We start from the raw sequence: 17,912 nt of genomic DNA, 5'->3' as shown, positions 1-17,912 counted from the left end.
GCCATATGGGACAGTTAAACTGTCCCTATTTATCCCTGTCATTACGGCCAAAATGCATGTGGTATACTTTTCGTGTTTTAGTTTCAGCTTCTATATTGCTGCTAAATCGTTCTTTAACCTCCTCCATCAGCAGACTCTCCAGCTTTTCAAGCCTTTTTGGTCCGAATCCGGTCAATTTTTCAGAGATTATCACCTTAAACTCTTCATATTGCTTATACATTCGAATGCTTCCATGCCCAGTTCTTTTTTTTTTTCCTATTGTAAAATCAAATTCATATTTCTGCTCAATAAAGGAAGAAACTTCAGGAAGCCCCAAGTTCTCATATAATGACGGAAATTGATGATGGACAGGAGGATCAGTGAACCTTATGGAATCTATGTTCATAATCCCTCTCCTCTCAATGTTTACAGTAATTATCTCCAATTATGAATAAATTCAAGCGAACCATCCTATACTGAAATTGTTTTTGCCGCCATGGACTGATAAAATCCTTATTATAAGATTGGAATCAAAGAAGATCTTAATTTGATCAATAAAATTGGAAAAATCACAGTATACGTTAAGGACCAGGAACAGGCAAAAGATTTCTGGCTGAATAAAATGGGGTTTGTTCTAAAGTTCGAACAACCTATGGACCAAATGCTGCCTGGATTGAAGTTGCTCCAAGCAATGATGAATTTACAACTTTAGTTCTTTATTCAAAGGCAGCCATGGAACAGCAAAACCCATCTGCAGTTGCCCACCCATCCATCCTTTTCAGCACATCTGATATTGAAGCTGCCTATGAACAAATGAAACAAAATGGCGTGGAAGTTGAGGATATGGTAAAGATGCCTTTTGGAACTATGTTTACGTTTAAAGACCAGGATGGAAATAACTATTTATTGAGAGAGGATAAGTAATTCCCAAAAGACCTGTCCTTCAAATGCTGAGTGGACAGGTCTTTTTTCTCTTCCTTCAAATGCTTTCTTCTTCAGCAATGCCTTCAAAATTTTCACCATTTTTTTCAATCATATTAAAATAATTTGATGCTATATGTACTTTGTCTTAATCGAAATTCCCATTTTTCCTAAAATAAGTCTGTCACTCTTAGAGCGACAGGCTTAGCTCATTATCCCAGGAAGCGATGATACAGGTTCTTCGCCTGTAGAATGTCACTTACCCCGTGAACCAGCACTCTTCCATCCTTAAATACAACCACTCTGGCCTGATCGATCGAAAATGAGAGCAAATAAGGGTTGCTCTCTACATTGATTCCTTGAGAGACCAGGGATTTTTCCAGATAAGCAACATCCATATCCTGAAGGGCTGAAGGCCTGATTTGAACGGTATCCCTCCCGCAAAGCAGCGCTGTTTTTGTCTGATTTCTGTAGTCCAGGAAGGGATAAACTGGATTAGTCCCGCACGATAAGCACTGCGGATTTTTTAAGGAAGAAACATTAACAGAACTAAAATGATTTTTCCATAAATCAAAGGAAACAAGCGTCCCGCGTAAGGATTCCAAGTCTTCTGCCAATATTTTTAAGGCCTCAGCAGACTGGTGAGCCGCAACCATTTGAATAGCCGGCTGAATAACACCAGCCGTATCGCAGGTAATTCCCCCCAATGGCAATTTGTCCATCAGGCAATTCAGGCACGGTGACACCCCTGGCAAGATGGTATAGCTTAAACCATAGCTCCCCACACAACCTCCATATATCCAGGGAATCCGGTGCTTTTGAGATATATCATTGATCAGAAAGCGAATGTCAAAATTATCTGTTGAGTCAATGATTAAATCAACACCCTCAATCAGCTCTTCAATTTCCTGTACTCCTACATCCATAATACGGGCGATAACTTGCACCTCTGAATTGATGGCTTTTAGGCGGTTAGCCGCTGCTATCGCTTTTGGCGATTTTCGGACAGCATCTTCTTCACAATAAAGCTGCTGGCGCTGCAGGTTGCTCCAATCCACATAATCCCGATCGGCAATGGTTAATTTGCCGACGCCTGCCCTTGTGAGGGTTTCTGCATTTGCAGCCCCTAATGCACCAGCCCCTACAATTAAAGCGTGTTTTTCCCTCAGCTTTTTCTGTCCTTCTTTACCAATTGGAGGAAATAACATCTGGCGGGAGTACCGTTCATTCAACTAAAAACCATTCCTTCCGCCGGGCTGCTTGCTGATGCATAACGTTTTTTCGGCATCCGGCCTGCTTCATAACCCAGCCTCCCTGCTTCAATGGCGAGTTTCATTGCTTTTGCCATTTTAACAGGATCATCGGCAGAGGAGACAGCCGTATTTAATAACACTCCATCTGCTCCCAGCTCCATTGCCAATGCCGCATCTGCCGGGCTCCCAATTCCAGCATCCACAATAATCGGCACAGTAGCCTGCTCTGTAATAAATTGAAGGTTAATAGGATTAATGATTCCCTGCCCTGAACCAATTGGCGAAGCACATGGCATGACCGCATGGCAGCCTAGTTCTTCAAGTTTTCGAGCAAGCACGACATCATCAGAAGTATAGGGCAGAACAATAAATCCCTCGTCTAATAGGATTTCCGCTGCTTTTTTTGTTTCTATTGGATCGGGAAGAAGCGTTTTGCTGCATCCAATAACCTCAACCTTAATCATGTCGCAGAGCCCGGAAGCTTTGGATAGCCTCGCTATTCGGACAGCCTCCTCAGCTGTACTTGCTCCTGCCGTATTAGGGAGTAATTTATATTTCTTTAAGTCCAGCTTTTCCAAAAAGTTGGGCTGGTTCGCTTCAAAAATGTTCATACGGCGTACAGCAAACGTAAGCACCTCTGTTTCCGAAGCTTCAACAGCTTCCCTTTGCACATCAAAGTTTGGATATTTTCCTGTTCCGAGCAGCAGCCGTGAGTTAAATTCATATGGTCCAATTTTCAACAAATCATCCGCCTCCTACAAAGTGTACAATTTCGATTCGATCCCCATCTGACAGAATGGTTTCAGCATGCGTGGATTTATCCAAAATATGCTGGTTCAGTTCGACAATGACTACCTTTTGCTCCAAATTAAAGTGCTCGAGCAGACGTGAAACAGAATTAACTGTTTCCGGCAGCACCATAGCATCACCGTTAATGACAACATTCATAAAAGCACCCCTTTTGACGAATGGACTATGCATTCAAGGCGGGACAGCTGAAAAGGATTTGGCTGCTCCGTTTTTCCTTCGAGGATGTCTGCCATCAGTTCACCTGTTGCCGGGGCAAGGAGGATCCCATTTCGAAAATGGCCAGCGGCAATATATAGCCCTCTATAAGCAGGATGTTCGCCTAAAAAAGGCTGGCCATCAGCCGATTGCGGACGAATTCCTGTCCAGGCACGTTCCCATTCTGCATTCGCGATATCCGGAACCAGGTTTTGAGCCTTTTCCATCAGCAAGGATATCCCCTCAAAGGTCACCTTCTCATCAAATGAATTTACCTTAACCGTCGCTCCAACTACCAACCTCCCAGATTGCTTTGGAACGATATAGCATCCGTGTGAAAAGATTGTCCCCTGTACAAGCGGTTTTTCAATCTTGACCGAGAAGCACTCGCCTTTAACCGGAATAATGGGCAGCGCAAGGCCCGTTCTTTCAAGAATCTCCCTGCTCCAGGCCCCGGAAGCAATAATAACAGAATCTGCCAGAAATTCTCCCTGGCTGGTTCTGACCCCATAAACCTTTTCATCTTTTAAAATAAAATCTGATACATGCATATACTCATATATTTCTGCACCGAGGGCTATTGAAGCTTTTGCAAATGCAAGGGACAATTCATATGCCTGTACCTGTCCGTCATTCGGTATATACATGGCACCCCTCAATTTGTTTGATACGAACGGTTCACGTTTGATCAGGTCATCAATCGAAAACCATTCGGCCTGCTCATCCGCTTTTTGCTGGCTTTCAATCAATCTTTTTAATACCTGCTCCTCTTCTTTATTAGCCGCCACTTTATATACACCCTTATTTTGATAGCCAATATGCACTTGTGATAAGTCTTCCAGTTCAGGAATCAGGCTCCGGTACATGGAGCGGCTTTTGCATGCCAACTGAAATAGCGGGCCGTCTTCTGTCAGTTCCGTTTGGGCTCCTAAAATTCCAGCTGCTGCTCCGGAAGCCTTGCCGGCAATTTTCCCCTTATCCAAAACGGCCACTTTATACCCTCTTTTAGCCAGTTGAAATGCAATTGAGCTTCCGTTAATGCCACCTCCAACTATAACGGCGTCAAACATTTTCCTCACTATTTCCCCTCCTCATTTAATTTTTTTGAAAAGAGCTTTGCTGCCTCTACAGGGTCCTTTGCCTGCAAAATCCCTGACATTACAGCAATGCCATCTGCCCCCGCCTCCAAAACCTCAGGGACTTTCTCTGGTTTAATGCCTCCAATTGCCAATACCGGAATATCTACTGCCTTTTTAAGAGCCTCCAGTGACCCAGTACCCCTTGGCGGGACTCCCTTCTTGGAATCGGTTTTAAATATGTGCCCAAACAGGATATAATCAGCCCCCTGTTTTACAGCCTCTTCTGCTTCTTCAGGAGAATGTACGGAACATCCGATAGGCATTTCTAGAAAATGCGTTTTGACAACATGGACTGGAAGGCTGTGAAAAGCAAGATGTACACCCGTTTTACATGTCCATGCAACATCCACCCGATCATTTATAACAATTTTATGAATGGGGATTCCCTTATTACGAAGCAGCTTAACTCCTTCATATAGCTCCTTAGAGGTTCGATGTTTTTCCCTCAAGTGGAACTTGTCTGCAAAGGGTTCCACTTCACCTGCTATTTCAGCGAAGGCCTCTAGAGAAAGCTTTCCATCTGATATAACATGCAGCTGTTTTCTCATAGCGACTGCTCCCCTGCTATTTTTAGATTTTCTGCAAATAAAAAACCACCTTCTAAATAGAAAGCGGCGGTATGGGGCCCCAATAAATACAGCCCCGATACTCCACTTCCCTACGCTGGTATTCATGCCAGATCAGGTTCCAAGGGTCTTAAGCTTTTGCTTTAATCTCAGCCTGCAAACAGGCACCCCCAGCGGATATAATTTCTATAAACTATAAAAAGACTACTGATAAATGCTTCCCCCAGCCTTTTTAAATTCCTCAGCTTTTTCTTCCAGACCTTTCTGTATCGCTTCACCCGTGCCAAGCTTATGCTCTTTTGCATAATTCCGGATATCCTGAGAAATTCTCATGCTGCAAAACTTTGGCCCGCACATGGAACAGAAATGAGCTGTTTTAGCACCTTCAGCCGGCAGTGTTTCATCATGGTATTCCAAAGCGCGCTCAGGATCCAATGAGAGATTGAATTGATCTCTCCAACGGAATTCAAAACGGGCTTTTGACAGGGCATCATCCCTTTTTTGCGCTCCAGGATGTCCCTTTGCCAGATCTGCAGCATGGGCTGCAATTTTATACGTGATGACACCCTCGCGCACATCGTCCCTATTTGGCAAACCCAAATGTTCCTTAGGGGTAACATAACAAAGCATTGCCGTACCATACCAGCCTATCATGGCAGCCCCGATGGCAGAGGTAATATGGTCATATCCCGGGGCTATATCAGTCGTAAGTGGTCCAAGTGTGTAGAATGGCGCTTCTTTGCAGATCTCCAATTGTTTATCCATGTTCTCTTTGATTAAATGCATTGGAACATGGCCAGGTCCCTCGACCATTACCTGTACATCATGTTCCCAAGCAATTTTAGTCAACTCCCCAAGTGTTTCGAGCTCTGCAAATTGAGCCTCGTCATTTGCATCTGCAATCGATCCCGGCCGCAGTCCATCCCCCAGGGAGAAGGCCACATCATAAGCTTTCATGATCTCGCAGATTTCTTCAAAGTGTGTATATAAAAAGTTCTCTTTATGATGATGCAGGCACCATTGGGCCATAATGGATCCGCCTCTCGACACAATTCCGGTCAAGCGTTTTGCTGACAGCGGAACATACCTCAAAAGGACACCTGCATGAATTGTAAAATAGTCAACCCCCTGCTCTGCTTGTTCGATTAAGGTATCCCTGTATACTTCCCAAGTAAGATCCTCAGCAATGCCATTAACCTTTTCAAGTGCCTGATAAATGGGAACAGTACCGACCGGAACGGCGGAGTTTCTGATAATCCATTCACGTGTAGTATGAATATTTTTGCCTGTAGACAGATCCATAATTGTATCTGCTCCCCATCGGGTAGCCCAGGTCATTTTCTCTACCTCTTCTTCAATAGAGGATGAAACAGCCGAGTTTCCAATGTTCGCATTAATTTTCACGTGAAAATTCCTTCCGATAATCATTGGCTCTGTCTCAGGATGATTGATATTGGAAGGAATAATCGCCCGCCCTCTTGCTACTTCAGACCGCACAAATTCCGGTTCCATATTTTCCCGAATGGCTATAAACTCCATCTCCGGAGTAATAATTCCTTTTTTGGCATAGTGAAGCTGGGTAACATTCTTCCCTTTTTTCGCTCTCAATGGCTTGCGGTTTAAGCCAGGAAAGACCTTATGATTAGCACGCGGATCATTTTCGTCCCGAAACCCATTATCCTCGGGCTTCACTCTTCGGCCTTCGTACTCTTCAACATCCGCGCGTTCATGAATCCACTTTCTTCTTAATGCAGGAAGCCCTTTTTTTAGATCTGCCGTATATTGAGGATCCGTATAAGGTCCGCTCGTATCATATACGCGAACCGGCTCATTGATTTCTTCTCCAAAATTTCCGGTAGTGGGACTTAATTCTATCTCACGCATCGGAACCTTTATATCAGTCCTGGATCCCTCCACATATACTTTTTTGCTGCCAGTAAAGCTCGACATAATGGAAATGCTCTTCTGATTTAATGAACTTGCAGTCATTGATCATATCTCCCTTATTAAAAATGTAAGGACGAGACCTGGAACCAAGGAAGTGCCAGATATGTAAAAAAGCCGGTCCACATAAAGATGGACCGGCTTAACCGCAGATGTTATTGCACAAAAAAACTTTTGCACATTCTAACTTCCCCACGCTGGTATGATCCAGATCAGGTCCAAAGAGTCAAGAAACTTAAACGCGTTTCTTTCTCAGCCCAAGCTATTGGGCACCCCTAGTTATTGCTATTTAATTCAATTATAGTATACAGAATTGCGGAAAATAATGAAAGGAATTTTTTCAGAATTCTGTCAGATGAAAAATTTTACCTTTATTCTGCTCCTAACCTCGTTTCCTTAATTCAGGCTTTTTACTTCTGAATGAACATCAAAAGCGCCTGCCAGTGGCAGACGTTTTCCGTGAATTATGCAGGTTAGTTCCCGTCAGACTCCTCATCATTCATATCCATATCACTTTCATCCATACTCTCTTCATCTTGTGGTGATTCTTCATTCATGCCTGGCTCCTCAATATCAGATTCTTCTGATGTCCCAGGATCCTGCATTTCACTATCTTCATTATTGTTTACTTCCATCTGATTATCTTCCAATTCCACATCTTCCGTTTCCGGCGGCGGATCCTGTTCATCCGTTCCGCACCCTGCCAACAATAATCCTGCACTCAATGGAACTGATAGCCATAGCTTCTTATCATTCATGTATTGTCATCTCCTTTTGCAGTATTATGTTTCTTTAAGACCTTACCCTTTTGGCAGGAGGCCAAACTTTTCTGATCTCTAATTGCCCATCACCCGATTAAATACCTAATATCTGCAAATACTATCCCTGCCACATATACTGGAGGATGAATGATGAAAGTACTTTTCTCCCTTATATTATTTAGCTTTCTGGGAATGCCCCTATACAGCGGGCAGCCTGCAGAAAAAGAACAATGGGATCAGCAGGGTCTTTCTGAAGAATATCACGGACATGTTGAAGAACGTAAAGAAGCACCATACAAGCAAATTCAATTGCTGGGTATTAATGATTTCCATGGACAGCTGAATGTCACTCGGCAGGTTAACGATAGACCAGCAGGACGCGCAGATTACCTCGCTGCCTATTTGCGGCAGCGTGCTTCTGAAAATGAAAACACCATTTTGCTTCATGCTGGCGACATGATTGGAGCTAGCCCGCCAGTATCCGCTCTTCTGCGGGATGAACCGACTATTGAATTTTTGAATAAGATGGGGTTTGATATCGGCACTATCGGCAATCATGAATTTGACCGAGGATCTGAAGAGCTGCTTCGCCTGCTAAGTGGCAGCAGCCCTTCAGCAACAAAAGATTATTCCGGATCCCATTTCCCTTGGATTGCAGCCAATGTCATCAGTCAAAAGTCAGGCAAGCCCATCCTTCCTACATATAAAATATTAAACGTTAGCGGTATCCCAATTGGATTTATCGGAGTCATCATGAAAGAAACACCGTCTCTTTCCGCACCTAACAGTGTGAAAGGTCTGATCTTCACCGATGAAGCTGAAGCCATCAACAAGTATGCCCGAGAACTTAAAAGACAAGGAGTAAGAGCCATTGTGGTACTAGCCCATGTTCCAGGCAAATCAAAACCAAATGGGGAGCATGCCAGAGGCCAGTTAATAGAGTTGGCCCATCAGGCGGATGACGAAGTGGATATTATTTTCGGAGGCCATAGTCATGCCTATCTGAACAGTGTGGTGGATGGTAAGCTTCTTGTGCAGGCCTATTCATATGGCACTGCCTTTTCTGATGTAGATATAGAAATAGATCCCCGGACAAAGGAGATTGTCCGCAAGCACGCTGAAATTGTGAATGTTTTTCAAGAGAATATCCAGCCCGCAAGCGACATAACCAGGATGATCGAGCGCTATGAAAGAAAAGTAGAACCCGCAGTTAACAGATATATTGGCACTGCTGCAATTCCAATTACAGCCGAACAAAACAGAAGCGGTGAATCAGCCCTGGGCAATCTTATTGCCGATTCCCAGCGGGCAGCGATGAACACAGACTTGGCTTTCATCAATCCAGGAGGAATCCGGGCAGACATTGACGCCGGCCGTGTTACTTGGGGAAACTTATATGTCGTCCTTCCCTTCAGCAATCAACTGGTCAAAATGAACCTGACAGGCAGCCAAATTCGTGATGTCCTCAATCAGCAATGGCAGCCAAATACAACAAGAATTCTTCAGATTTCTGGCTTCACTTATTCCTGGAGTGACAGCCAGCCTGCCGGTGAAAAAATAAAAGATATTTATCTGCCTGACGGAACAAAACTTGATCCGAAAAAAATCTATTCGGTCACTGTAAATACCTATCTCGCTGATGGCGGAGACAATTTTACAGTATTCCGAAAAGGGAAAGAGAGAATGACCGGACCAAATGATTTAGATGCCCTAGTAAATTATATACAGAATTTACCACAACCATTCAGCTCAGCGGTTGATGGCCGCATAAAGAAAATAGACTGAAAAAGGACAGCCTCTGCGACTGTCCTTTTTCTTGTCCATTTGATACTAATAGCAGGATCGGCATCATATCTTTCTATTAGGATCAGAAAGAAAGGATTATGTTAATGAAAAAATATATCTATTTTCTCATGCTGTTCGGTGTTTTCTTTCCATTTTTTCATAAGACAGCCATTGTTTTTGAAAACTGGAGACTGTGTACAAATACATCCAAATTGATAGGGATCCAGCTTTATGGACTGGATTCAATGAGAAACCTCCTCATATCATCACTGGCGGCCCTAGTTGCTTTCTTTTTTACCCAAATATTTATTGGGTGGGACAACAAACATAAAAGTTTATAATATGAAGCCCAAGAATCTAGAAATGCTCCCGGTTTTATCACTATTCATAAACTGTAAACTGCGGTTTGGTAGGATGGTCAATGACAAGTGCATCATTTGAGAATCTTAAGAGCTTTTGATACAAAACAAGATCCCCAAAACATCCAACAGTCAATATCGCCCCTAGTATCGATAATCCCGGCATATTTAGTGCAATTCCAAGAACAAGGGGTAATAGGCCTGTCGGAATGAAAGGCAGCATTAAAACCTTTTTCATCTGCTGAACCGTAACAGGCTGTTTGGCATGAGCATAGGCTACACCCAATTTCAAGTTGACTCCCCAGGACATTTCGCTCCATGGGACACCGCCAATATAGCGAAAACCTGCCAAATGGATGGCTTCATGCAAAATAACTATAACGGCCATACCAGCTAAAAATAATAGCATACCTGTAAGATCAAAAGACATTTCCCCTCCGCCATAAATCACAGCATGTAAAAAGAGCACCCCAAATACCAGCGCAATCGTTGCAATGAATAAATAAACCTGCAATTTCATCATTGAAATGGAAACAACCGATTGTTTTCTTTTTTCCAACATTCTCATCACCTCAAGAAATAAGACCCTATTTAAATGTACGGAGCAAAAACCGAAAAGTTTCAGATATTTCCATTCTATTTCTCCCCTTCTTTTGCCTCATTCTCCTATTCTCATTTTTACCGATTGTGCCCAAATGGACCTAAAGTATATGAAAACACTGTTACCGGCATTAATAGGCTTGTATAATCAAGACAAGAACGCTGTGAAAGGACTGTGATAAGAAAAGTGCTGTATATCTGGGATATTGAAAAAATTATTTTACATACATTAAACGGACAACGTCTCAATATAAATTACGAGTTCAGCAATACACTTACTGCACCCATGAGCTACAACGTCTCAACGAATACAATTAAGTTTAACTACCTGAAAGTGAACGGCTACATAGCCAAAATTAATTTTAAAATTAAAGAAACAGATGAGAACCTGGTTAAATTGATGCTATACCATGAAATCGGCTATTATCTGGATTTCAAGAAAAACAAACATGATATAAGAACCCTAATGTATGGAGAAGATGACGAGAAAGAACAGCTCATGTCTGAAATAGAAAAAAACTCCTGGGATTATGGAAGAAAAATAGTACCTGAGCACCTGGTAAATGCCTATGATCATTTACGGGAATTGGATAAAATGTTCAGCTAGAAAAAGAAATGCGCCTCATTAAGAGACGCATTTTTTTTAATTCGGTTCCACATGGACGTGAACATCATAAACCCCATAATCCTTCACCATCACTTTCTCCACATGTGTCGCAATATCATGGGCTTCCTTAATATCAAGCTTGGAATTAACCAGAATGACCACATCGATCACTTCATTGTTTCCATAGCTTCTGCCTTTAATATCTTTAATGCCTTTTACCCCGTCTACATTTTTGATGACATCCTGATAATGCTTAATCTTTTTTTCATCAAATCCATCTGAAAGCTCATGGGAGGCTTGTACAAAAATATCCCAAGCCGTTTTGCATATTAAAAACCCGACAACTATGGCTGTTAATGGATCAAGCCATGGCATGTTCAGCTGCGAACCAAAAATCCCGACGGCAGTGCCTATACTCACCCATGCGTCTGAAATATTGTCCTTTGCCGCTGCCATTACGGCCTTGCTGTTAATTTTAATAGCTAATTTTTTATTGTATCGGTATACAAAGTACATTGCGGCTCCAGAAAAAACTCCGGTATATGCAGCAAAAATATCAGGAGATTCATGAACTCCATCAAACATGGATGAAACAGCATTCAGCAGAACTTGAAGACCTACTGCAGCCATAATGAATGAAGCTACCATGGAAGCAATGGTTTCACTCTTCCAATGGCCATACCCATGATTTTTATCCGGCGGACGCTGAGAAATCCTAAGCCCTATAAGCACAGCAATTGAAGCAATAATATCTGTTGTATTATTCAACCCATCCGCTTTCAAAGCAGCAGAGTCACTCACATATCCAATAGTTAATTTTAGTACAGAAAGACATATATAGGCTGCAATACTAATAGACGCAGCACGCTCACCCAACTTAAGGTTTTGATATTTTTCCTCTTCCATGCTCTAGCCTCCTACTTTACCCTTGCTTATATTACCAAGCGGAATTCGGGTGGGTCTAGAGCAATCTTTTTGTCTATTATTAAATAAATAAGCAAAGTGCAATTAAGTTGCCCAAGCGAAAATTAAGCCAGCCTCTTAATCGGCTGGCTTAATTTGTATCATTTTAATATGCATTAAGGAGGAAACAGAATTTGAACCACCTGCAAATCTAGGCTTTTTTAAGACTCGCCTCAAACAAATCAATTATTTCCAAAAATCTCTCTGCTTCTCTAAATGTATGGTCAGCCAGAAGTGGATGAATATTGCTTTTGATCCGGCAGGCCTCTATTAATTCTCTGGCCGTTTTCTTGAAGTCCCTTAATGAAGCAACTGATACTTTATTCTCATTTAAAAAATGGCTAAGTATTGGTTTCGTTTCTGATTCAGGCTGCATAGAGTCAAGATCAACAGCTTGAAAGACCAATTGGTCGAAATCATGGCTAAACTCTCTTGCCTGTTCTACCAGCTTTCTTTCCGAAGGATCTAGTAAATGGCCAATAAACTTAGCATGGTCAGCCATGATCCTTAGAAAGAAGACATTTTCTTCTATAATGGCTTCCGGTTTTGGTGCGAGTATCCCTGAGTTGAGGTCTTTTAATCGATTTGCAAAGTATGCAGCTTCTCTGCTTATATGGTCAATCAATAAAGGAAAATTATTTGAACGGATTTCGCATCTTAATGTCAGCCCCAGCACTTTCCTCTTATAGCTCCAGATTGCAGCAGCTGCTTGATAAACCTCGTTATTAAATGCCTGGACCTGGCTAAGTTCTGAGTTGACTGTAAATCTGGCCAGCTTTTCCTCGATTCTTTCAAATAGAGCGATAAATTGCTGTGCTTCGGCAATTAATTGTTTCTGTTCATAGGTAAACCCCAAACTTAAAAATAGTGCATGTTCTTTCATAATCCTGGACCAAAATTTAATTTCATCCAGCGATCTAACGACTATTGGATCCGCCATTTTTTCCCCTCCCCAATTACTCACTCCTTCTCATATATATTAATGATTTTTAGCATAATTCCATTTTATTTCTTACCTCACTACTCATAAAACGAGAAAAACCATTCGAAAAACGTAAATGTTGCTCCCAACACAGCAGCAGTCATTCTTTTACTCATACTTTGAAAAATCCATAAAATAGCTATAAATCAAGTATACAACCATTGCAAACGCGGTTGAGATAAAACCCCATCCCAGCGTAATCTGCTCGATGACCAAATAATTATTGCAAAGCTGTACAGGGGACCAGATATATAGCCATCCCAGAGCTAAAAATAAGATAGTAAAGAAAATAATGAGAGCATGCTTCCAAAATGAACTTAGTTTTGGCCAGCTGTCCCGCAATGGCACCCCGGCCAAAAATGGCAGTGAGATAAATTTAAAGACTTCTACACTTGTAAACGTCAAAGCTTCATCCATTGTCCTTGGCAGAGACCAATACACCATAATGATTGAAAACAGCAATAAACCCGGCACTCCGTTTTCATTCCAATTTGAAAAGAATTCCGGAAAGCGAATTTGAAAGAATTTCGCCATGAATAAACCAGTGATCACCAGTAAAGGCATTTGCATATGCATATGGGTAATCATAATGGACTCCAGCAAATTAGCTACTGGCGGGAGAATCAGTGCAAGAAGCAGCAGGAATCCGTATACTGATGGCTTCATCATTATTCCCCTCCACTATGCAGAATCTCTGTTACCCGATCAGCCGCTTCTTCAATCAATGTGTAATCCATAACTTCGATTAACTGTCCTTTTGGGTTCACCAGATAAAAAGCCGAGTTATGGGCAAAGTTGCCGTATTCATCCGGTATGACAATGACGCCAAACCGGTCCAGCAAAGAATCAAGCTCCTGCTGTTCCGGAATCCTCGCCATTCTCCACGTTTCTCCGTCACTGCCGAAAGCCTTACGGTAAGTATCCAATGTTTTGGGATCATCCCTCTCCGGATCAAAACTGATGCTAAGAAATTGAATGTCATGGCCGATATACTCTTCCGGAATCCGTTTATATACTTCAGACATATTAACCTCCAGCTCGGGGCAAACAGTACCGCATGAAGTATATAAAAAAGTGATAAAAACATACTTCCCTTCAAATTCCGAGAAAGAATAGGTCCTTCCATTATTATCTTCAAGCGTTACATCCGGGAACTGAGGCTTTTCATCCATTAACTGATTAACCCTGGCTGTTTCAGCAGTAAAAGCCTGAAACCCATCTGTGCCAATGTAAAAAAGGACTACGCCAAACATCAATACAAGCAAGCTTGATAAAGCCGTTCTATTTTTTGGAAACATGATTCATCACTTCCTTTTAAAAGAAAGAGACAGCCCAGCAGCCGAGCTATCTCTCTTTCCTTACCAGGTTTTATATGGGGGTGAACCTGGAGGCGCATTGACAATGAAATCGACCAATGGAATGACATATGCCATGCCGACAAGGACAATCATACACACAACCCACAATCCCCAGCGTTCTGTCCATCTAGGTGTTGGCGCTTCATCTTCTTCCACTTCTGCAATAGGGAACTCTGTGTTTCCTTTTGGTGCAAAGAACATGAGGTAGAAAACTGCGTATACCTGCATAAGTACACCAATCATCAGAAGCGTGCCACCGATAGCCAGGAAGAACAGATAAGGATCCCAGCTTAAAGCAGTTGCATTATCAAAATATGTTGAATAGGAAGTTCTTCTTGGAGATCCAAGCAGCCCTACCCAGTGCATCGCACCAGACATGATGATCATACCGAGCGTCCATATAATCGTTTGAATAACCCCAAGTTTATTGATCTGCGGTGTCAGCACTCTTTTAGATACATAAGGAATGAGCCAATAGCTAAGGCCGAAGAACGTCATAACTACCGACATGCCAAGTGTTAAGTGGAAATGGCCAACGACCCACATCGTGTTATGGACTACTTGGTTCAATTGGTTTGTAGTTTGAGCAATGCCGCCTGCCCCAGCAGGGATAAAAGCAGCCATTGCGATAAATGGTGCAAGGAATCTGACGTCTCCCCAAGGAAGCTTTTTATACCAGCCAACAAGGCCTTTTCCGCCTTTCCTTCTCGCTGTGCGTTCAAAGACTGCAAACATTGCATAAGCAGTCATTAATGAAGGGAAGCCAATTGCCAAACTCATAAACACGTGCATATATTTCACAGGTTCAGAAATACCTGGGTCAATAATTTGATGGTGGAACCCGCCGGTAATATTCATAATTACTAGTGCAATAACCACAATTCTTGTTAAGAGGTCATTCCATCTTCGGCCGCCAATAACTTTCGGCACAATGACATACCAGGCAGATACAGCTGTTAAATACCAGATGTTAACCAGCGTATGGCCGAACGCCCAGAACAGCGTGCGTGCAACCATAACATTTATTGTCTCCACCCATCCAAAAGCCCATGGAATAATGGTAAAAACCTCAATGGCTACAGGTATGCTTCCAAAGAATAAGAGAACAAAGACACCTGTTGCAAAGAAAGAAAGAATCGGGATATGCTGGCCGGGATTTCTCTTTCTCCAGCTGGCCACATTGATAAAGGCACCAAAGGCGCACATCCATACACCCAATACGATAAATACTAAGCCGATATAGAAAATGGGTGAAGCAGCCATTGGCGGATAGAAAGTATACATAACAGATGCTTCATTCATTAAAATCGGGATCACCGCTAGGACAAATCCGAAAATCTTCATCCAGAAGCCAATCCATGCCATCTTTCTGACCTTAGGAAGCAAGCCGCCCAGTGTATGGGATAACCCGGCATAGAAGTATCCAATTGTGAAGAACGCCGACAGTACGACTACTAGCAGAAGGCCATGAGCTGTAAGAACCTGATAATAATTCAGCCATGCTGGTAATTCGAACATTCCAGCCCGGTTCAGACCTTGCAGCAGTCCAAGTATTCCGCCCAGAAGGATGGCTAAGAAAGCAACAGATAAATATGATTTCGTTAATTTTGCATCCTCGAGGCTAATCCCCATAACTTTATTTGCTTTTTCCTTAATAGCTTGTGTTTTTCCTGATTGTTTAATAACTGTTTCCACTGTCTATCCCCCCTTTATTTCACCGTAATGGTCGTGCTCATCATTTGATGACCCGCACCGCAGTACTCATTGCAAAGAACCAAATATTCGCCTGGCTTATCAAATTTCTGGGTGATTTTTTGTACATAACCAGGCACAACCATTGCATTTAAGTTAGTTTCCGCAACCTGAAACCCATGAACGACATCTTTTGACGTCAATGTAAAATGAACTGTTGATCCTGCTGGCACTTCTATCTCACTTGTAGTAAAACTGAACACTTGAAGAGTCATAACTACTTCATACTCATTTTCGCCAATTTTCTTAATTCCAGGCTTATCAAACGGTGGTGTTTCATCCACTTTCTGAGGATCAATTCGCTCTCCATAGCTTGGCGGCCCCATTTCAAAGGCGAATGCCTGGTAGCCCGCGATTAACATGAATCCAATAATCATTCCAAAGCTTAAAATAAGCCATACCTTTTCAGAACGATGCATCATTGTTTATCCCCCCTATATTCTGGCCATAAACAGGCCGTACAAGATTAAATAAGTAACAAAGATCCCAAGCCCTACAACTGTAACTGAAAAGAACGTACCCTTTAGAGAGTTATGTTCTTTTGAACTGCTCTGGTCCACTTTTCGTGTTTCCACCTTCCATCAGCTCCTTAACTTTGTTACCTACATCATAGTTGAGAAGGGTTTTCATAAAAGTGAAGTGAATCACACTTTTTTCATATTTCTCGCAGGCAATAATGCTGAAATCCAAGCAAGAACACAGTAATATCAAGGCTTTCATCCATTGAATTCTGCACTGGCAAGCATAACGGTTCACAAATAGTTCACAAAAAGTCAACTCACCTGTTTTGGAAATCATGTAATCTTCATAAGGCTTTAAAAGATGTTAATGTAATGAACATAAAGAATTGGGATTTTACGTTAAAATAAAAGTGGAGGGGCTAATTTGGATGTTTTTGTAATTTTGGCTTTTTCATTAGCAGCTGGTGCGTTCTCTTTTGCAATATTTTCAGATGGTAAAGTTAAAAAACTGGAAAAGAGATTAAAAGAGTTAGAAGATAAAACAAATGAAAATTAGGTGGTCGATACTAACCTAAGGAGAGATTGAATTTCGTAGAGAAAAGGTGAAAAAACACATAAAAACACAGTATAGTTTGCGCCATAAGTATTAGTATAATTACCAAATACCTCTAGTAGACGGGCTTTTAACATAGGAATATAAAATTTCCAATAACCGTTTTATAAAGGAGTTTCTCAAACACAAAAAAACTAATCCCTATTGGAATTAGTTTGAAAATGGTATGTATAATGGTGGGCCTAAATGGACTCGAACCATCGACCTCACGCTTATCAGGCGTGCGCTCTAACCAGCTGAGCTATAGGCCCATTGTTGGAGCGGGTGAAGGGAATCGAACCCTCATCATCAGCTTGGAAGGCTGAGGTTTTACCACTAAACTACACCCGCATATGATTATGATTTGGAGGCAACACCCGGATTTGAACCGGGGATGGAGGTTTTGCAGACCTCTGCCTTACCACTTGGCTATGCTGCCTTAAAAATGGCTGGGCTAGCAGGATTCGAACCTGCGGGTGACGGAGTCAAAGTCCGGTGCCTTACCGCTTGGCTATAGCCCAATAATAATGCTGTTAAAAAGAATAATGGGGCGATTGATGGGAATCGAACCCACGAGTGTCGGAGCCACAATCCGATGCGTTAACCACTTCGCCACAACCGCCACTATCCTACTGGCAGGGGTAGTAGGAATCGAACCCACATCAAAGGTTTTGGAGACCTTCGTTTTACCATTAAACTATACCCCTATATAAAAATGGTGGAGGGGGGCAGATTCGAACTGCCGAACCCGAAGGAGCGGATTTACAGTCCGCCGCGTTTAGCCACTTCGCTACCCCTCCAAGTCTGAAAAGACTTAGGAAATGGTGGCTCAGGACGGAATCGAACCGCCGACACAAGGATTTTCAGTCCTTTGCTCTACCGACT

21 protein-coding genes, 8 tRNA genes and 2 riboswitches (1 of these 31 cut by a window edge) are annotated in these 17,912 nt (G+C 42.3%); of the genes, 5 read left to right on the top strand and 24 right to left on the bottom strand.

The features are described from left to right. Positions 1 to 25: 25 nt before the first annotated feature. The gene (locus IRB79_RS03915) at positions 26 to 385 is read right to left on the bottom strand and encodes a hypothetical protein (protein ID WP_243506822.1); all 360 of its coding nucleotides are present in this window, start codon (positions 383 to 385) and stop codon (positions 26 to 28) included. Between the two features lie 141 nt (positions 386 to 526). Here IRB79_RS03915 and IRB79_RS28135 point away from each other — a divergent pair, with 141 nt between their 5' ends. Together IRB79_RS28135 and IRB79_RS03910 are read left to right on the top strand one after the other, a co-directional pair. Continuing rightward, on the top strand, positions 527 to 691 hold the full coding sequence (locus IRB79_RS28135) for a VOC family protein (RefSeq protein WP_347815347.1): 165 nt from the start codon (positions 527 to 529) through the stop codon (positions 689 to 691). Positions 692 to 711: 20 nt separating this feature from the next. Then, positions 712 to 903, top strand: coding sequence for a VOC family protein (locus IRB79_RS03910; RefSeq protein WP_243506821.1), 192 nt, complete (start codon positions 712 to 714; stop codon positions 901 to 903). Positions 904 to 1,112: 209 nt separating this feature from the next. Here IRB79_RS03910 and IRB79_RS03905 read toward each other — a convergent pair whose 3' ends face one another. The 7 genes from IRB79_RS03905 to IRB79_RS03875 all read right to left on the bottom strand — a co-directional run bounded on the left by IRB79_RS03905 (position 1,113) and on the right by IRB79_RS03875 (position 7,565). Further along, positions 1,113 to 2,132 carry a MoeB/ThiF family adenylyltransferase gene (locus tag IRB79_RS03905; protein WP_243506818.1) on the bottom strand — a complete coding sequence of 340 codons (1,020 nt, stop codon included), beginning with the start codon at positions 2,130 to 2,132 and terminating at the stop codon, positions 1,113 to 1,115. Beyond that, positions 2,129 to 2,896, bottom strand: coding sequence for a thiazole synthase (locus IRB79_RS03900; protein WP_243506817.1), 768 nt, complete (start codon positions 2,894 to 2,896; stop codon positions 2,129 to 2,131). Before IRB79_RS03900 ends, IRB79_RS03905 begins: the two co-directional genes overlap by 4 nt. A gap of 1 nt (position 2,897) precedes the next feature. After that, a complete protein-coding gene (gene thiS, locus IRB79_RS03895; RefSeq protein ID WP_221879872.1) occupies positions 2,898 to 3,101 on the bottom strand; it encodes a sulfur carrier protein ThiS in 204 nt (67 codons plus the stop codon). Further along, entirely contained in the window at positions 3,098 to 4,237 is a 1,140-nt protein-coding gene (thiO, locus tag IRB79_RS03890) for a glycine oxidase ThiO (protein WP_243506816.1), read from the bottom strand. Before thiO ends, thiS begins: the two co-directional genes overlap by 4 nt. Continuing rightward, positions 4,237 to 4,845: a thiamine phosphate synthase gene (locus tag IRB79_RS03885; protein WP_243506814.1), complete on the bottom strand. Its 609-nt coding sequence runs from the start codon at positions 4,843 to 4,845 to the stop codon at positions 4,237 to 4,239. Before IRB79_RS03885 ends, thiO begins: the two co-directional genes overlap by 1 nt. A 90-nt stretch (positions 4,846 to 4,935) precedes the next feature. Then, a riboswitch (TPP riboswitch) is annotated at positions 4,936 to 5,045 on the bottom strand. A gap of 22 nt (positions 5,046 to 5,067) precedes the next feature. Continuing rightward, positions 5,068 to 6,852 (bottom strand): phosphomethylpyrimidine synthase ThiC, encoded by a 1,785-nt coding sequence (gene thiC / locus IRB79_RS03880; protein WP_243506813.1) that lies wholly within the window; start codon positions 6,850 to 6,852, stop codon positions 5,068 to 5,070. A gap of 127 nt (positions 6,853 to 6,979) precedes the next feature. Then, positions 6,980 to 7,094: riboswitch (TPP riboswitch) on the bottom strand. Between the two features lie 186 nt (positions 7,095 to 7,280). Further along, the gene (locus IRB79_RS03875; RefSeq protein ID WP_243506812.1) at positions 7,281 to 7,565 is read right to left on the bottom strand and encodes a hypothetical protein; all 285 of its coding nucleotides are present in this window, start codon (positions 7,563 to 7,565) and stop codon (positions 7,281 to 7,283) included. Positions 7,566 to 7,718: 153 nt separating this feature from the next. Here IRB79_RS03875 and IRB79_RS03870 point away from each other — a divergent pair, with 153 nt between their 5' ends. Then, positions 7,719 to 9,353, top strand: coding sequence for a bifunctional metallophosphatase/5'-nucleotidase (locus IRB79_RS03870; protein WP_243509207.1), 1,635 nt, complete (start codon positions 7,719 to 7,721; stop codon positions 9,351 to 9,353). Between the two features lie 381 nt (positions 9,354 to 9,734). On the opposite strand, the gene IRB79_RS03865 is transcribed toward IRB79_RS03870, so the two are convergent. After that, the gene (locus IRB79_RS03865; protein ID WP_243509204.1) at positions 9,735 to 10,271 is read right to left on the bottom strand and encodes a DUF3267 domain-containing protein; all 537 of its coding nucleotides are present in this window, start codon (positions 10,269 to 10,271) and stop codon (positions 9,735 to 9,737) included. A gap of 228 nt (positions 10,272 to 10,499) precedes the next feature. Here IRB79_RS03865 and IRB79_RS03860 point away from each other — a divergent pair, with 228 nt between their 5' ends. Further along, positions 10,500 to 10,919, top strand: a complete 420-nt coding sequence (locus IRB79_RS03860) for a hypothetical protein (protein WP_243509201.1) — start codon at positions 10,500 to 10,502, stop codon at positions 10,917 to 10,919. A 36-nt stretch (positions 10,920 to 10,955) separates the two neighbouring features. Here IRB79_RS03860 and IRB79_RS03855 read toward each other — a convergent pair whose 3' ends face one another. From IRB79_RS03855 to IRB79_RS03825, 7 genes are all read right to left on the bottom strand, one after another. Beyond that, positions 10,956 to 11,825: a cation diffusion facilitator family transporter gene (locus IRB79_RS03855; protein WP_243506811.1), complete on the bottom strand. Its 870-nt coding sequence runs from the start codon at positions 11,823 to 11,825 to the stop codon at positions 10,956 to 10,958. Between the two features lie 208 nt (positions 11,826 to 12,033). Beyond that, positions 12,034 to 12,822: a DUF2935 domain-containing protein gene (locus IRB79_RS03850; protein WP_243506810.1), complete on the bottom strand. Its 789-nt coding sequence runs from the start codon at positions 12,820 to 12,822 to the stop codon at positions 12,034 to 12,036. Positions 12,823 to 12,972: 150 nt separating this feature from the next. Next, positions 12,973 to 13,533: a hypothetical protein gene (locus IRB79_RS03845; RefSeq protein WP_243506809.1), complete on the bottom strand. Its 561-nt coding sequence runs from the start codon at positions 13,531 to 13,533 to the stop codon at positions 12,973 to 12,975. After that, positions 13,533 to 14,162, bottom strand: coding sequence for an SCO family protein (locus IRB79_RS03840; RefSeq protein WP_243506808.1), 630 nt, complete (start codon positions 14,160 to 14,162; stop codon positions 13,533 to 13,535). Before IRB79_RS03840 ends, IRB79_RS03845 begins: the two co-directional genes overlap by 1 nt. A 60-nt stretch (positions 14,163 to 14,222) precedes the next feature. Beyond that, positions 14,223 to 15,917 (bottom strand): cbb3-type cytochrome c oxidase subunit I, encoded by a 1,695-nt coding sequence (locus IRB79_RS03835; RefSeq protein WP_243506807.1) that lies wholly within the window; start codon positions 15,915 to 15,917, stop codon positions 14,223 to 14,225. A gap of 14 nt (positions 15,918 to 15,931) precedes the next feature. Next, entirely contained in the window at positions 15,932 to 16,396 is a 465-nt protein-coding gene (locus IRB79_RS03830; protein WP_243506805.1) for a cytochrome c oxidase subunit II, read from the bottom strand. A gap of 12 nt (positions 16,397 to 16,408) precedes the next feature. After that, the gene (locus IRB79_RS03825; RefSeq protein WP_243506804.1) at positions 16,409 to 16,549 is read right to left on the bottom strand and encodes a cytochrome c oxidase subunit 2A; all 141 of its coding nucleotides are present in this window, start codon (positions 16,547 to 16,549) and stop codon (positions 16,409 to 16,411) included. 310 nt (positions 16,550 to 16,859) lie between these two features. Between IRB79_RS03825 and IRB79_RS28000 the strand changes: the two genes are divergently transcribed. Then, positions 16,860 to 16,991: a hypothetical protein gene (locus IRB79_RS28000; RefSeq protein WP_279401049.1), complete on the top strand. Its 132-nt coding sequence runs from the start codon at positions 16,860 to 16,862 to the stop codon at positions 16,989 to 16,991. Positions 16,992 to 17,222: 231 nt separating this feature from the next. Here IRB79_RS28000 and IRB79_RS03820 read toward each other — a convergent pair. The 8 genes from IRB79_RS03820 to IRB79_RS03785 form a co-directional block, all read right to left on the bottom strand. Beyond that, positions 17,223 to 17,299: transfer RNA gene (locus IRB79_RS03820), tRNA-Ile, on the bottom strand. A 5-nt stretch (positions 17,300 to 17,304) separates the two neighbouring features. After that, positions 17,305 to 17,378, bottom strand: a tRNA-Gly gene (locus IRB79_RS03815). A 14-nt stretch (positions 17,379 to 17,392) separates the two neighbouring features. Next, positions 17,393 to 17,466 (bottom strand) — tRNA-Cys (locus IRB79_RS03810). A gap of 7 nt (positions 17,467 to 17,473) precedes the next feature. Next, positions 17,474 to 17,548, bottom strand: a tRNA-Gln gene (locus IRB79_RS03805). 25 nt (positions 17,549 to 17,573) lie between these two features. Next, positions 17,574 to 17,649: transfer RNA gene (locus IRB79_RS03800), tRNA-His, on the bottom strand. Positions 17,650 to 17,660: 11 nt separating this feature from the next. Further along, positions 17,661 to 17,734 (bottom strand) — tRNA-Trp (locus tag IRB79_RS03795). A gap of 9 nt (positions 17,735 to 17,743) precedes the next feature. Beyond that, positions 17,744 to 17,827 (bottom strand) — tRNA-Tyr (locus IRB79_RS03790). A 22-nt stretch (positions 17,828 to 17,849) separates the two neighbouring features. Further along, positions 17,850 to 17,912: transfer RNA gene (locus tag IRB79_RS03785), tRNA-Phe, on the bottom strand (it continues 13 nt past the right edge of the window).

The sequence above is a fragment of the Cytobacillus oceanisediminis genome, assembly GCF_022811925.1.
GTDB lineage: Bacteria > Bacillota > Bacilli > Bacillales > Cytobacillaceae > Cytobacillus > Cytobacillus oceanisediminis_D.
Note: the sequence above shows the minus strand (reverse complement) of the source record. Positions and strands in the feature narration are given on the sequence as shown.

Coding starts and splice junctions, on each gene's coding strand:
- IRB79_RS03840 (WP_243506808.1), bottom strand. CDS start 14,162: ATGTTTCCAAAAAATAGAACGGCTTTATCAAGCTTGCTTGTATTGATG.
- IRB79_RS03910 (WP_243506821.1), top strand. CDS start 712: ATGGAACAGCAAAACCCATCTGCAGTTGCCCACCCATCCATCCTTTTC.
- IRB79_RS03875 (WP_243506812.1), bottom strand. CDS start 7,565: ATGAATGATAAGAAGCTATGGCTATCAGTTCCATTGAGTGCAGGATTA.
- IRB79_RS03870 (WP_243509207.1), top strand. CDS start 7,719: ATGAAAGTACTTTTCTCCCTTATATTATTTAGCTTTCTGGGAATGCCC.
- thiS (WP_221879872.1), bottom strand. CDS start 3,101: ATGAATGTTGTCATTAACGGTGATGCTATGGTGCTGCCGGAAACAGTT.
- IRB79_RS03915 (WP_243506822.1), bottom strand. CDS start 385: ATGAACATAGATTCCATAAGGTTCACTGATCCTCCTGTCCATCATCAA.
- IRB79_RS03885 (WP_243506814.1), bottom strand. CDS start 4,845: ATGAGAAAACAGCTGCATGTTATATCAGATGGAAAGCTTTCTCTAGAG.
- IRB79_RS03855 (WP_243506811.1), bottom strand. CDS start 11,825: ATGGAAGAGGAAAAATATCAAAACCTTAAGTTGGGTGAGCGTGCTGCG.
- thiC (WP_243506813.1), bottom strand. CDS start 6,852: ATGACTGCAAGTTCATTAAATCAGAAGAGCATTTCCATTATGTCGAGC.
- IRB79_RS03830 (WP_243506805.1), bottom strand. CDS start 16,396: ATGATGCATCGTTCTGAAAAGGTATGGCTTATTTTAAGCTTTGGAATG.
- IRB79_RS03850 (WP_243506810.1), bottom strand. CDS start 12,822: ATGGCGGATCCAATAGTCGTTAGATCGCTGGATGAAATTAAATTTTGG.
- IRB79_RS03845 (WP_243506809.1), bottom strand. CDS start 13,533: ATGATGAAGCCATCAGTATACGGATTCCTGCTGCTTCTTGCACTGATT.